This is a genomic window from Xanthobacter variabilis (genome assembly GCF_043831965.2).
In the GTDB taxonomy this organism is placed as follows: domain Bacteria; phylum Pseudomonadota; class Alphaproteobacteria; order Rhizobiales; family Xanthobacteraceae; genus Xanthobacter.
Genome location: NZ_CM195533.1, coordinates 1,724,039 through 1,737,427, shown reverse-complemented (window position 1 = coordinate 1,737,427; position 13,389 = coordinate 1,724,039). Strand labels below are relative to the sequence as shown.

Annotated in this window: 11 protein-coding genes; 7 read left to right on the top strand and 4 right to left on the bottom strand. The window is 68.6% G+C overall.

The genetic code is table 11. The features are described from left to right. Positions 1-21: 21 nt before the first annotated feature. Positions 22-2,352 (top strand): hydantoinase B/oxoprolinase family protein, encoded by a 2,331-nt coding sequence (locus V5F26_RS07585; RefSeq protein WP_234051548.1) that lies wholly within the window; start codon positions 22-24, stop codon positions 2,350-2,352. 80 nt (positions 2,353-2,432) lie between these two features. Next, positions 2,433-2,939: an acetone carboxylase subunit gamma gene (locus V5F26_RS07580; protein ID WP_394055037.1), complete on the top strand. Its 507-nt coding sequence runs from the start codon at positions 2,433-2,435 to the stop codon at positions 2,937-2,939. Positions 2,940-3,174: 235 nt separating this feature from the next. Here V5F26_RS07580 and V5F26_RS07575 read toward each other — a convergent pair whose 3' ends face one another. Together V5F26_RS07575 and V5F26_RS07570 are read right to left on the bottom strand one after the other, a co-directional pair. Next, positions 3,175-4,197, bottom strand: coding sequence for a hypothetical protein (locus V5F26_RS07575; RefSeq protein WP_394947059.1), 1,023 nt, complete (start codon positions 4,195-4,197; stop codon positions 3,175-3,177). Between the two features lie 80 nt (positions 4,198-4,277). Further along, positions 4,278-5,276 carry an Lnb N-terminal periplasmic domain-containing protein gene (locus V5F26_RS07570; protein ID WP_394947058.1) on the bottom strand — a complete coding sequence of 333 codons (999 nt, stop codon included), beginning with the start codon at positions 5,274-5,276 and terminating at the stop codon, positions 4,278-4,280. A gap of 222 nt (positions 5,277-5,498) precedes the next feature. On the opposite strand from V5F26_RS07570, the gene V5F26_RS07565 reads away from it, so the two are divergent. After that, positions 5,499-6,575, top strand: coding sequence for a 3-hydroxyacyl-CoA dehydrogenase NAD-binding domain-containing protein (locus V5F26_RS07565; protein WP_234051552.1), 1,077 nt, complete (start codon positions 5,499-5,501; stop codon positions 6,573-6,575). A 77-nt stretch (positions 6,576-6,652) separates the two neighbouring features. On the opposite strand, the gene V5F26_RS07560 is transcribed toward V5F26_RS07565, so the two are convergent. Further along, positions 6,653-7,882 (bottom strand): amidase, encoded by a 1,230-nt coding sequence (locus V5F26_RS07560; protein ID WP_394947057.1) that lies wholly within the window; start codon positions 7,880-7,882, stop codon positions 6,653-6,655. A gap of 146 nt (positions 7,883-8,028) precedes the next feature. Between V5F26_RS07560 and V5F26_RS07555 the strand changes: the two genes are divergently transcribed. Together V5F26_RS07555 and V5F26_RS07550 are read left to right on the top strand one after the other, a co-directional pair. After that, entirely contained in the window at positions 8,029-8,733 is a 705-nt protein-coding gene (locus V5F26_RS07555; RefSeq protein ID WP_394947056.1) for a TetR/AcrR family transcriptional regulator, read from the top strand. Positions 8,734-8,764: 31 nt separating this feature from the next. Further along, complete coding sequence (locus tag V5F26_RS07550; RefSeq protein ID WP_394947055.1) at positions 8,765-10,387, top strand: gamma-glutamyltransferase family protein; 1,623 nt, start codon at positions 8,765-8,767, stop codon at positions 10,385-10,387. Positions 10,388-10,439: 52 nt separating this feature from the next. Here the strand turns inward: V5F26_RS07550 and V5F26_RS07545 are convergent, their stop codons facing one another. Further along, positions 10,440-10,949: a MarR family winged helix-turn-helix transcriptional regulator gene (locus V5F26_RS07545; RefSeq protein ID WP_394055048.1), complete on the bottom strand. Its 510-nt coding sequence runs from the start codon at positions 10,947-10,949 to the stop codon at positions 10,440-10,442. 427 nt (positions 10,950-11,376) lie between these two features. Here V5F26_RS07545 and V5F26_RS07540 point away from each other — a divergent pair, with 427 nt between their 5' ends. Beyond that, positions 11,377-12,189 carry an amino acid kinase family protein gene (locus V5F26_RS07540; protein ID WP_234051557.1) on the top strand — a complete coding sequence of 271 codons (813 nt, stop codon included), beginning with the start codon at positions 11,377-11,379 and terminating at the stop codon, positions 12,187-12,189. An 11-nt stretch (positions 12,190-12,200) separates the two neighbouring features. Next, positions 12,201-13,034, top strand: a complete 834-nt coding sequence (locus tag V5F26_RS07535) for an amino acid kinase family protein (RefSeq protein WP_234051558.1) — start codon at positions 12,201-12,203, stop codon at positions 13,032-13,034. The last annotated feature ends 355 nt before the right edge of the window (positions 13,035-13,389 follow it).

Sequence of the window (13,389 nt, the reverse complement as noted above, 5' to 3'; positions counted from 1 at the left end):
AACAACCCAAGGAATTCGATCATGAACGTCAGTGTGAACCAGAAGAGCCTTCAGGGCGCGGCCCGCGGCGTCGTGCGCGGCGGCGAGACGCTGAAGGAGCATCGCGACCGGCTCATGGCGGCCACCAAGGCCTCGGGCCATTATGCCGGCCTCACCAAGCTGGAGCTGCGCGAGGCCGAACCCATCCTCTACAACAAGCTGTTCTCCCGCCTGCGGGCCGGCGTGGTGGATGCGCGCGAGACGGCCAAGAAGATTGCCGCCTCCCCCATCGTGGAGCAGGAGGGCGAGCTGTGCTTCACCCTCTACAACGCGGCGGGTGACAGCATTCTCACCTCCACCGGCATCATCATCCATGTGGGAACCATGGGTGCGGCCATCAAATACATGATCGAGAACAATTGGGAGGCCAATCCAGGCGTCAACGACAAGGACATTTTCTGCAACAACGACGCCCTCATCGGCAACGTCCACCCCTGCGACATCCACACCATCGTCCCCATCTTCTGGGAAGGGGAGCTGATCGGCTGGGTGGGCGGCGTCACCCACGTCATCGACACCGGCTCGGTGGGTCCGGGCTCCATGTCCACCGGCCAGGTGCAGCGCTTCGGCGATGGCTATTCGGTCACCTGCCGCAAGATCGGCGCCAATGACGAACTGTTCCGCGACTGGCTGCACGAAAGCCAGCGCATGGTGCGCACCACCCGCTACTGGATGCTGGACGAGCGCACCCGCGTCGCCGGCTGCCACATGATCCGCAAGCTGGTGGAAGAGGTGATTTCGGAAGAGGGCATCGAGGCTTATTGGAAGTTCGCCTATGAGGCGGTGGAGCACGGCCGCCTGGGCCTGCAAGCCCGCATCAAGGCCATGACCATTCCCGGCACCTATCGCCAGGTGGGCTTCGTGGACGTGCCCTACGCCCATGAGGACGTGCGGGTGCCCTCCGACTTCGCCAAGCTCGACACCATCATGCACGCCCCGTGCGAGATGACCATCCGCAAGGACGGCACATGGCGGCTGGATTTCGAGGGCGCGAGCCGGTGGGGCTGGCACACCTACAACGCCCACCAGGTGAGCTTCACCTCGGGCATCTGGGTGATGATGACGCAAACCCTCATCCCCTCCGAGATGATCAATGACGGCGCCGCCTATGGCACCGAGTTCCGCCTGCCCAAGGGCACCTGGATGAACCCGGACGACCGCCGTGTCGCCTTCTCCTATTCCTGGCACTTCCTGGTCTCGGCCTGGACGGCCCTGTGGCGCGGCCTCTCGCGCTCCTATTTCGGGCGCGGATATCTGGAGGAGGTCAACGCCGGCAACGCCAATACTTCAAACTGGCTCCAGGGCGGCGGCTTCAACCAGTATGACGAGATCCATGCCGTGAACTCGTTCGAGTGCGCGGCCAACGGCACCGGCGCCACCGCGGTGCAGGACGGCCTTTCCCACGCCGCCGCCATCTGGAACCCGGAAGGCGACATGGGCGACATGGAGATCTGGGAGCTGGCCGAGCCGCTGGTCTATCTCGGCCGGCAGATCAAGGCGTCCTCGGGCGGCTCCGGCAAGTATCGCGGCGGCTGCGGCTTCGAGAGCCTGCGCATGGTCTGGAACGCCAAGGACTGGACCATGTTCTTCATGGGCAACGGCCACATCTCCTCCGATTGGGGGCTGATGGGCGGCTACCCCGCCGCCTCCGGCTATCGCTTCGCCGCCCACAAGACGGACCTGAAGGAGCTGATCGCCTCCGGCGCCGACATTCCGCTGGGCGGCGACGTGGACCCCGAGAACCCCACCTGGGATGCCATGCTGCCCAAGGCGCAGATCAAGCGCGACAAGCAGGCCATCACCACCGAGGAGATGTTCGCGGACTACGACCTTTATCTCAACACCATGCGCGGCGGACCCGGCTTCGGCGACCCGCTGGATCGCGAGCCGGCGAGCGTGGCCGACGACATCAATGGCGGCTACGTGCTCGAGCGCCTCGCCGGCGATGTCTATGGCGTGGTGGTGAAGAAGGGGGCCGATGGCCTCTATGTGGCGGACCTGCCCGCCACCGAGGCGGCCCGCGCGCAGATGCGCAAGGACCGCATCGCCAAGTCGGTGCCGACCACCGAATGGATGAAGGGCGAGCGCGAGAAGATCCTCGCCAAGGACGCCTCCACCCAGGTGCGGCAGATGTTCTCCGCCTCCTTCAAGCTGGGACCGAAGTTCGAGCAGCACTTCCGCAGCTTCTGGACCCTGCCTGAGAGCTGGACCCTGCCCGAAGAGGAAATCGGCGTGCCCACCTATGGCTCGCGCTACTCCATGGACCTTTCCGAACTGCCGGACGTGCACACCGTGCAGCTCGTGGAGGAGTGACCCTCCAACTGGGCGGCGGCCCGTCCCCGCTGCCGCCCACCTTTTTCTCAAAGTTCAAGATCAATGGGAGGAACACTCAGATGGCCTATACCCGCGCCAAGATCGAAGACCTGGTGGAAGGCAAGATCGATCCCGATACCCTGCACCAGATGCTGTCCACCCCGAAAGACCCGGAGCGCTTCGCCACTTATGTGGAGATTTTGCAGGAGCGCGTGCCGTGGGATGACAAGATCATCCTACCCCTGGGCCCCAAGCTCTACATCGTGCAGCAGAAGGTTTCCAAGAAATGGACCGTGCGCTGCGAGTGCGGCCATGATTTCTGCGGCTGGCAGGACAATTGGAAGCTCCACGCCCGTATTCACGTGCGCGACACGCCGCAGAAGATGGAGGAGATCTATCCCCGCCTGATGGCGCCGACGCCCACCTGGCAGGTGATCCGCGAATATTTCTGCGGCGAATGCGGCACCCTCCACGACGTGGAGGCCCCCACGCCCTGGTATCCGGTGATCCGCGACTTCGAGCCGGACATCGACGCCTTCTATTCCGAATGGCTCGGCCTGCCGGTGCCTGAGCGGGTGGACGGCTGAGGCCGCGGGCCTGCGCGATCCCTGTCGGCCCCCGGTGATCGGCCGGGGGCAAGACGTGAGCGTTTTCGGGAACGATGAACCCGGTTCATGTCACGAGGACGTGTCAACGCCCCCGCCTTCAGACGCCTGCGGTGCCTGAAGGCTCCATGGAGCAGGTTCCGCGAGCGGGGGCGAGCGGGGTGGGCTCCAGAGCGCGAACCGGCCTGCCCCACCGCGCGCCCAAGGGAGTGGCGTTTCAGCGCCGCTCCCACGCCGCCGCCCCTTCCGGAGAGCGCGGCAGGAAGCCGATGCGGCCATTTTCCCCATCAAAGGCCACCACATAGTGGCGGAAGAAGCGCTCGCCGGAATTGGCGCCGTGCCCGGGGCGGATGCGCACGTCATGGTGCCCTTCCGAGTGGAAGCCAAGGCGGAAGGTGTCCGGCACCTCCATGTCGACCCGCGCACCGGCACGCACGAAATCGCCCTCCAGGAGCTCGGGGGAAATGGCGTCCAGATTGATGTCCATGGCGCTGCCGCCGGTGTCGAAGATCACCGGCCCGCAGGCGGGTGCGCCTCCCTCCACCGAGAAGCAGGCCTGGATGCTGTCCGCGATCCAGAGCGGCAGCTTCCCATCTTCCGTAGCGGCAGGATCGGTTGGGCGCAGGCGGGCGAAGCGAAAGCCGCGCATGGCTTGATCGTCCAGCCCGATCAGCACCCGCGGATCCTCACGCGCCACATCCACCACGAAGCCGTTGCCCAGCGCGCCGGGCAGGAAGCGCAACGGGCTGAGCATGCCCGCTCCCTTCCTGTCGAAACGCACCCCCATCACCCCCACTGTATCCTTCACCAGCCCCGGACAATGAGGCTTGGCCTCCAAGCAGGTGATCTGCGTCACCACATGGACCGGCACTTCGCCGACGGTGCGCAAGGTCGGGGCGCCAATGGTGCGGAAGGCCACCTGCGCATAGCCCAGATAGCCCTGGAGCTCGGTCCCGTCGCCATAGACCTCGCGCATCGGCTGGTCGGTCCGGCGCACATTCGGCCCCACATGGCTTTCCAGGATGCGCAGGCCCGTGGAGCCGGTATCGAAGGTCACCCGGGCCGGCGGGCCGCCCGCCACCTCGATATCCACCAGATTGGCGATGATGGCGTGCCCCTCTTTGTTGAAGAGCGGCAAGGCCGCCTGCGCCCGCGCCGGCACCGTGCACACAGCAAGGCCCGCCGCCATAGACAAGGCGGCCAAAACCAGACGGGCCGCGTGGAGAGGGGAAAAGCGCATGTCCGCGTCCTCGCAAACCGGGGCCTGCCTCTGGCCTGGATGGTAGTTGAAGACCATACCAGGGGATGCGCCATGCCCTGTCAATGGCGGGGGGCGGGCGCGATCGCGTTCCATGGGGTGGCGCCGGGCGCCAGCACGGCCTTGCGCTCCACCTCCGCCAGCGGGATGTCGGTGGCGATCAGGCGGTGATCGTAGAGATAGCCGGGCAGATAGCCCGAGGCGAGGATGCGCCAGTCGAAGGGCATGCCCGGCTCCACCAGCCGCGCCAGTTGAAACACCACGGTGGTGCAGTTGGTGGTGATGGTCTGGTAGAATTGCGGATGCTCCGCCAGCATGTTCCCCTTGTTCGCGAAGATGAGAAAGGCAGCCCGCATCTGGGCCGGCGTCAACCTCAGGGGATAGCGGGAGACGCGCTCGCCACGCGCATCGGTGCGCAGATGGATGATGTCGCCCGGCGTCGCGGCGATCAGCACCAGCTCGAACTGCTTGAAGAAGCCACCGATTTCCGAGAACTTCTCGCCCCGCTCGCGGCGGATCTCGGCCGAGAACACCACATATTGCCCATCGGAAAAGCCGAAGCCCACCAAGGTGTGGGCGATGGCGGGGCTTGCCCAGACGGAAGAATAGACATCCACACGGTCGAGCTGGTCCAGATCGAAAGTGAGCGTTTGCCAGCGGGGCGCGGCGTCATTTTCCGTGCGCCACTGGAAATCACGGACATTGTGCAAGGTTACGCGGCTGCCTTCGACATCCGCGGTCACGCCGCGCGCCACGTCGGGGTCCCAGTCGCGATGGTTGGACGGAGCGATGGAAGACCACCACAGCCCCACCGCCACCAGCCCCAGCAGCAGCGCCGCCAGCGCCCGGCCCGGCCGCAGAAAACTCAGCTGAGCAAGGGCGAAGGCGGCGAGCAGCGCCAGCCCCATCAGCGGCGCGCGCCACCCCATTCCGGCCTGGTACCACAGGGCCGTGGCCGTCCACGCGCCGAGCAGCAACGCCGCCAGCGCCACCAGCCCGCAGGCGAGAAGCCGCCCCGCGGTTCGCCACGCCGCCCGCATCTGCCCCCTCGCCTCGCCCATTCCGTCCCGCATTCCGCCGCTGCACAACCACGCCCTCTTATCACGAAGGCGGGCGGGGAAGAGTGGGCGCAGCCGGCATGCGGGGCGCCGCGCGCTACCTCTTCAGGGGCCATCGACGCCGGGCGCGTCCTGGCGTAGACCCGGCCTTGACGCGCCCCGCGGGGCGCGGTCCGGTTGGGCCCCTTCCATCGGCCCATTCAACAGCGTGCAAGGAGTGTTGCCATGTCGCAAGCCGTCCACACCCCCGTCCGTCGCGTCGCCGTCATTGGTGCGGGCACCATCGGTGCGAGCTGGGCGGCGCATTTCCTGGCGCACGGCCTCGAGGTGGTGGTGAGCGACCCCGCCCCCGGCGCGCAGGAGCACACCCAGCAGCTCATCGACCGCGCCTGGCCGGTGCTTCAGGCCCTCGGCACCGCCAAGGGCGACCCCAAGGTCTGGCGCTTCGAGCCCGATCCGGTGAAGGCGGTGGAGGGTGTCGATTTCGTCCAGGAGAACGCGCCCGAGCGCTATGAGGTGAAGCGCAAGCTCCTGCCCCTCATCGATGCCGTGCTCCCCAAGGAAGTGGTGATCGCCTCCTCCTCGTCGGGCCTGCTGGTCACCCGCTTCTCTGAAGGCTGCCGCTTCCCCGAGCGCTGCGTCATCGGCCATCCCTTCAACCCGCCCCACCTGATCCCCCTGGTGGAGGTGGTGGGCGGCAAGAAGGCCAGCCGCGAGGCCATCGACGCCGCCATGGCCTTCTACAAGGCCATCGGCAAGCACCCCATCGAGATCCACAAGGAAGTCACGGGCCATGTGGCCAATCGCCTGCAGGCGGCCCTGTGGCGCGAGGCCATCTATCTGGTGCAGGAGGGCGTGGCCTCGGTGGCCGATATCGATGCCGCGGTGAGCGAGGGGCCGGGCCTGCGCTGGGCGCTCATGGGCCCGCACATGACCTTCAACCTGGGCGGCGGCCAGGGTGGCCTCGCCCACTTCATGGAGCATCTGCTGCCGGCGGTGGAAAGCTGGTGGGCCGACCTCGGCACCCCCGACATGACCGAGGCGCTGCAGAAGAAGCTGGTGGAAGGCGTGAACGCCGAGGCCGACGGCCGCTCCATGACCGAGCTGGCGCAGTGGCGTGACAACCTGCTCACCGGCATCATCACCATGCGCGCAGCTTCCAGCGCCGGCGCCGAGGCGGCGGCCGCCGACAAGCGGCTGGACGAAGCCCTGGAGGAAACCTTCCCCGGCAGCGACCCGGTTTCGGTGACCCGCCAGACGCCCGCCGAGGACATCGAGGGCGACCCCTCCGCCGAGCGCTGATCCCTCTTCCCCCATGGGACCCGTTCCCATGGGGGGCCACCCGGCGGGGCGCGGGCTTTCCGCGCGCCCCGCTCGCCTTAGCCGGCGCAGATGGCGGCGGCCAGTTCCACCAGTTCCATGTCGCTGCCGCGCCGCCCCACGAGCGAGAGGCCGATGGGCGCGCCATCCACCTCAGCCAGCGGCAGGGAAACCTGCGGCAGGCCGGCGAGCCCCGCCGTGCACAGCAGGTTCATGGCCAGGTGGCGATAGGTCACCTCCGTATCGGCGGCGGCCGAGCCCTTCAGCGGCGCGCAGCGCGGCGTGGTGGGCAGGACCAGGACGGTACCTTCAGCGAGCAGGGCGCTGGTGCGCCCGATCACCGCCTCGCGCACGGGGCGGGCCGCCTCCACCTCGGCGGGGTTGAGAACCGCGGCGGCGGCGAAGCGCTCGGCCACGCCCGGGCCGAACTGGGGCCGCACCGCCTCGATCCAACCGCCCACGCTCTGCCAAATCTCCGCCGCCTGCAGCGCCCGGAACGCGGACGACCAGCCGGCGAGCCCCTCGGGCGCCAGCACCACGCTTTCGGCCGGGGCCACCGCCGCTTCCACCCGCGCCACGGCGGGGGCGAGCGCGGCGCGCACCGCATCGTCCACCATGGCGAAGGCATCGGTGGCCAGCAGCAGGCGGGAAGGCCGCGGCGCCGGTGCTTGGGCGTCCAGCAGCACCGCGCCCACCGCCGCGAACACCTGCGGATCCCGCGCGAACCAGCCCACGCAATCAAAGCTGGGCGCGAACGGGGCGATACCCGCCGCCGGAACGGCCCCATGGGTGGGCCGCATGCCCATGATTCCGCAATAGCTGGACGGCACCCGCACCGAGCCGCCGCAATCCGAGCCCAAGGCGAAATCCACCAGGCCCGCCGCCACGGCCGCCGCCGAGCCGCTGGATGAGCCGCCCGGCACCCGCTGCGGCGCGGCGCTGTTGAGCGGCGTGCCGTAATGCACGTTTTCGCCGGTGAGCGAATAAGCGAGCTCATCGGAAATAGTCTTGCCCACCATGGTTGCGCCGGCCGCGAGGGCACGGGCCACCGCCGCCGCATGGGCGCGGGCCGGCTCATGGGTGCGGGCCCAATCGGGATGGCCGTTGCCGGTGACCACGCCGGCCACGTCCAGCACGTCCTTCACCGCGAAGACGAGGCCCGAAAGCGGCCCCTCCGCCGCCCCGGCGATCTCCATCCGCGGCCCGGGCAGGAAGGCCCCGACCCTCTCCGCCTGCAGAACCCAGGCGGGGGGCAAAGGAAGGCTGACGGGGGAACGGAAACCGGACATGGCAAAACCTGGGGCAGGAGGAACGGCGGGCCGCCGCTGGGCGGCCGCCACCGCGACAAAGGTGGCGCGATGGCGGATGACATGTAAGTAAATTTTTGTATATATGTCGAGAGAGCCTTTTTCCGTTCGCGACGAAAGCCCGAAGCGTGTCCCTGCCCCCTGCCGCCGAGATGACGGAGGCGCGCCCCGCCCCGCCCGCCCGCAAGCGCGATGCGGCGGCGACCCGCGCGCGCATCCTGGCCGCCGCCCGCACCGACTTTGCGCGTGAGGGCTTTGCCGGCGCACGGGTGGAGCGCATCGCCCGCGCGGCGGACACCAATGTGCAGATGATCTACCGGTATTTCGGCGACAAGGAGGGGCTCTACCGCGCCGCGCTGGAGGCCACCTATGCCCATCTGCGCGGGCTGGAGCAGGGCCTCGACCTCGCCGCGCTGCCGCCGCTGGAGGGGGTGCGGCGGCTGGTGGAATTCACCTTCGACTATCTGCGCGACACGCCTGATTTCGTCGCTATCATCCGCAACGAGAACATGGCCGGCGCCCCCTTCGCCCGCCAGTTGCCACAACTCGCCAGCTCGGTTCAGCCGCTGCTGGACGCCATCGGGCAGCTGGTGGCGCGCGGCGTCCGCGAAGGGGTGTTCACCACCCATCCGGCGGCGGCCGAGCTCTACCTCACCATCCTGTCGCTCTCCATCACCCATGTCGCCCAGCGCGACACCCTCTCCGCCCTGTTCGGCTTCGATCTTTCGGACCCGGACTGGCTGGCCCGCCGCCGCGCCCAGGTGGTGGAGGTGGTGCTGCGCTATCTCACAGCTCCCGCGCCAGCCGCCGCGCCGCGCGTGCGCCAGCCGTGAGCCCTTCCCCTTCAACCCGCCCGGAGCTGAGATGACCCGTTTCGACTGGACCGCCGGTTACGCCTCCCGCCGCCTGCCGCTGTTCGGCAACAATGTGGTGTCCGCCTCCCACCCGCTGGCCTCGCAGGCGGGCCTGCGCATGATGTGGAAGGGCGGCAATGCGGTGGATGCCGCCATCGCCGCGGCGGCCGCCATGACGGTGCTCGAGCCGTGCAATAACGGCCTCGGCTCGGATGCCTTCTGCATTCTGTGGGATGGCCAGAAGCTGCAGGGCCTCAACGCCTCTGGCCGCGCGCCGCAGGGCTGGAGCATCGACTATTTCCGCGCCCGCTACGGCGCCGATGCCAAGCGCCCGCCCCAGCGCGGATGGGACGCGGTGACCGTTCCCGGCGCGGTGGGTGGCTGGGTGGCCCTCTCCGAGCGCTACGGGCGCCTGTCCTTCGCGGACCTGCTGGAACCCGCCATCGAGATTGCCGAGCGCGGCTATCTGGTTCCCCCCATTGATGCGGTCAAATGGGAGATGGCGACGGCGCTGGCGGACCTCGTGCGCCAGCAAGGCTTCGCGGAGACCCTGCTGCCGTCGGGGCGCGCGCCACGCGCCGGTGAGCTGTTCCGCATGCCAGGGGCCGCGCGCGCCCTCACGGCCATCGCCAACACCAAGGGCGAGGCCTTCTATCGCGGCGAGATCGCCGAGGCCCTCGGGGCCGCCGCCAAGGCCGCGGGCGCCGCCATCACCGCGGCCGACCTTGCGGCCTACGCGCCGGAATGGGTCACGCCCATCGCCCAGAACTATCGCGGCCACACGCTGCACGAGATCCCGCCGAACGGCCAGGGCATCACGGCGCTGATGGCGCTGGGCATGCTCTCCCATTTCGACATCGCCAGCCTCGACCCCGATGGCGCGGACGCCCATCACCTGATGATCGAGGCCATCAAGCTGGCCTTCGCGGATGTCTACCACCATGTGGCCGATCCCACGCACATGCGCGTGTCGGCGGACGACATGCTGGACCCCGCTTACCTTCAGTCCCGCGCCCGCCTCATCGACATGAAGCGCGCCCAGCCCTTCGCGCCGGGCAATCCCGTGAAGGGCGGCACCATCTACCTCACGGCGGCCGACGCCAGCGGCATGATGGTGAGCTTCATCCAGAGCAATTTCAACGGTTTCGGCTCCGGCGTGGTGCTGCCCGAATGGGGCCTCTCGCTGCAGAACCGGGGCCACGGCTTCTCCCTCGACCCGGCGAGCCCCAATGCGGTGGCGCCGGGCAAGCGGCCGTTCCACACCATCATCCCCGCCTTCCTCACCAAGGATGGCGCGCCGGTGATGAGCTTCGGCGTGGTGGGGGCCAACATGCAGCCCCAGGGCCATGTGCAGACCCTGGTGCGGATGCTCGATTTCAGCCAGAATCCACAGGCGGCCTGCGACGCGCCGCGCTGGCGCTTCAATGCCGGCCTCGCCCTCGACATGGAAGCCGCCATGCCCCAGGCCACCCGCGACGAGCTGGCCGCGCGCGGGCACAAGCTGACGGTGAACGCCGACCCCTATCACGACTTCGGCGCCGGCCAGTTCATCTGGCGCATGGGCAATCCGGCGGTGGAAGGCTATGCGGCCGCCAGCGACCCCCGCCGCGACGGCGCGGCGGCGGCGTTCTAGCCCCCCCGCGACGGCCACGGGCCTCGGGCGGGACCGCGGTCCCCGCCCGAGATCAGCCGAGCTCGAATTTCACCTGACGGGCGGCGTGGGCGGCGACGATCTTCTTCATGGCGCCGATGAGCTGGCGCGTCTCCTCGGGGCTCAGCATCTCCACGGTGGCGGCATGGGCCTGGCGGGCTGCCGCCTCCATCTGCTCCAGCAAAGCGCGCCCTTCCTGCGTGAGCGAGCAGCTCTGCGAGCGGCGATCGGTCGGCGAGGTGCCGCGCAGCACCAGCCCGCGCGCCTCCAGCCGCTTCAGCGCCCCGGTGGTGGTGGTGCGATCGAGGGCGACCAGGCGCGACAGGGTGGTCTGGTCCGCCGCCTCGCGATCGGCCAGGGCCGACAGCAGGGAATACTGAACGGGCGTCACCCCGAATGGTGCGCACAGCTCGGCGAACAGGCTGACATGGATCTGGTGCACGCGCCGGGCCAGGAAACCCGGCCGGTCGAACAGGGGCCACGCCGCCTCGGGCGCAACCTCTGCGGGTGAAGGAGCTGCCTCCTTCTTCCTGGACGGTGCCATCTCGTTTCCTCCCCACCTGCGGACCGCGCCGGCCCCCTTTCCCGCGCCACGCCGGAACGCCGTGACAGCATGCCTCGACAGGACTTGCCAGGATCGCGCCCGCGCCGCAATGCCGAAGGACGCGGACCACGCGTCATCCCCGCCACGGCGGCGCGCCCATGACAGCCGAGCTGACGCCGTGAAAAACCCTTGAAAACCCTGGCGGGATGGACCCGCGGACCCCACGCCCCGGGGTCACGTTCCTGTGAGTCGACGGATACAGCTTCCGCGTCACCGGTGGAACGCGCGCTTCTCTTGCGTTTCCCGTCTTATTTTCCGGCCGCTGTAAAAGATGCACCGTTCCCGCATATTGCCGGACACAGGGCCGGTCGGTATCCAGCTGACCCAACAAAGAAAACAAATAGAACCCAGCAGTGAAAGGCATCACATGGCCAACACGACAAGCGAGCTCGAGACGCTTCTCATGGAGCGCTCGCTCACCGACGCCCAGCTCCTGGCGGCTGCCGAAACCGCTTCGGACTATCGCATTCTCCCGGACGCGACCGTGATCAAGATCGGCGGCCAGAGCGTGATGGATCGCGGCCGCGCAGCCGTCTATCCGCTGGTCGATGAGATCGTCGCCGCCCGCAAGCAGCACAAGATGCTGATCGGCACCGGCGCCGGCACCCGCGCCCGCCACCTCTATTCCATCGCCGCCGAGCTCAACCTGCCGGCCGGTGTCCTGGCGCAGCTCGGCTCCTCGGTCGCGAACCAGAATGCCGAGATGCTCGGCCAGCTGATGGCCAAGTATGGCATCTCCTCCGTGAGCGGGGCCGGCATGTCTGCCGTGCCGCTGGCCATCGAGGAAGTGAATGCCGTGATCTTCAGCGGCATGCCCCCCTATTCGCTGTGGATCCGCCCCTCGGCGGAAGGCGTCATCCCGCCCTACCGCACCGACGCGGGCTGCTTCCTTCTGGCTGAGCAGTTCGGCTGCAAGGCGATGATCTATGTGAAGGACGAGGACGGCCTGTTCACGGCCAATCCGAAGACCTCCAAGGATGCCACCTTCATTCCCAAGATCTCGGTCGACGAGATGAAGGCGCGCGGCCTGCACGACTCCATCCTCGAGTTCCCGGTGCTGGATCTGCTGAAGCAGGCCCGTCACATCAAGCAGGTGCAGGTGGTGAACGGCCTCGTGCCCGGAAACCTCACCCGCGCCCTGGCCGGCGAGCACGTCGGCACCATCATCACCGCGAGCTGAGGAGCCAGGCCATGAGCGAACTCAACAACAGCATCAAGCACGTCGCCTCGCCGCTCGCGACCCAGACCCTTCTCGACGGCCAGCTGGTTCATCCGGTGGCGGATGTGCGCCCCATCAGCCTCCTGCCCTGGCTGCAGGTGGTGAAAATCGGCGGCCGCTCCATCATGGACCGCGGTCCGGAGGCGATCCTTCCCATCGTCGATGAGCTGCGCAAGCTGCTGCCGGAGCACCGCCTGCTGATCCTCACCGGCGCCGGCATCCGCGCCCGCCACCTCTACACCATCGGCCTCGACCTCGGCCTGCCGGTGGGTTCGCTGTCGCCGCTGGCGGCGAGCGAGGCGGGGCAGAATGGCCATATCCTGGCCGCGCTGCTCGCGCCCGATGGCGTCTCCTATGTGGAGCACCCCACCATCGCCAGCCAGCTGCCGATCCATCTGGCCGCGGCGCGCGCCGTGGTGGGTAGCGCCTTCCCGCCCTACCACCACTACGAGTTCCCGAGCTCGCGCATCCCGACCCATCGGGCTGACTCCGGTGCGTTCCTGCTCGCCGATGCCCTCGGCGCGGCAGGGCTCACCATCGTCGAGGACGTGGACGGCGTGTACACCGCCGACCCCAAGGGCCCGGACGCCGACAAGGCCCACCTGATCTCGGAGACCACTTCCGCCGAGCTCTCGAAGGCCACCGGCACCCTGCCCTTCGATCGCGCCTTGCTGGACATCATGGGCAATGCCCGCCGCATCGACCGGGTGCAGGTGGTGAACGGCCTCGTTCCCGGCCGCCTCACCGCCGCCCTGCGCGGCGAGCACGTGGGCACCATCATCCACACCGGCGCCCGCCGGGCGTGAGCTGCCGGGCCTGACCGGCCGGCCTTGCCGAGCATGCCGCACCCGCCTGATGCGCGGGCGCGGCATGCTGCGTTCTGGAACGGTGACGGCGCCCAAGCCGCCGATCCACCGACACCGCGCGAACGCCTTGGGTGACATCGCCCCCTCTCCCACGCGGGCGGCAGGGCTCAGCGCGTCACGTTCCCTCCCATCCGGACGACAGGACGCCTCCGCGCCACGCAGGGGAGAACCTCTTCGCCACGCGCGAGGAGCGGAGCCACACGCCGTGAGCAGGGCCGCGCGGCATTGCCATCCCCATCACCGCGCCAGCGCCCTCGCGCTCCGACCCGTGCGCCTTGAGCCTCAACACCTAGCT

Bases quoted from the DNA above. Each gene is read 5' to 3' on its own strand.
- V5F26_RS07535 (WP_234051558.1), top strand. From the start codon at position 12,201: ATGAGCGAACTCAACAACAGCATCAAGCACGTCGCCTCGCCGCTCGCG.
- V5F26_RS07580 (WP_394055037.1), top strand. From the start codon at position 2,433: ATGGCCTATACCCGCGCCAAGATCGAAGACCTGGTGGAAGGCAAGATC.
- V5F26_RS07550 (WP_394947055.1), top strand. From the start codon at position 8,765: ATGACCCGTTTCGACTGGACCGCCGGTTACGCCTCCCGCCGCCTGCCG.
- V5F26_RS07545 (WP_394055048.1), bottom strand. From the start codon at position 10,949: ATGGCACCGTCCAGGAAGAAGGAGGCAGCTCCTTCACCCGCAGAGGTT.
- V5F26_RS07575 (WP_394947059.1), bottom strand. From the start codon at position 4,197: ATGCGCTTTTCCCCTCTCCACGCGGCCCGTCTGGTTTTGGCCGCCTTG.
- V5F26_RS07560 (WP_394947057.1), bottom strand. From the start codon at position 7,882: ATGTCCGGTTTCCGTTCCCCCGTCAGCCTTCCTTTGCCCCCCGCCTGG.
- V5F26_RS07570 (WP_394947058.1), bottom strand. From the start codon at position 5,276: ATGGGCGAGGCGAGGGGGCAGATGCGGGCGGCGTGGCGAACCGCGGGG.
- V5F26_RS07585 (WP_234051548.1), top strand. From the start codon at position 22: ATGAACGTCAGTGTGAACCAGAAGAGCCTTCAGGGCGCGGCCCGCGGC.
- V5F26_RS07565 (WP_234051552.1), top strand. From the start codon at position 5,499: ATGTCGCAAGCCGTCCACACCCCCGTCCGTCGCGTCGCCGTCATTGGT.
- V5F26_RS07540 (WP_234051557.1), top strand. From the start codon at position 11,377: ATGGCCAACACGACAAGCGAGCTCGAGACGCTTCTCATGGAGCGCTCG.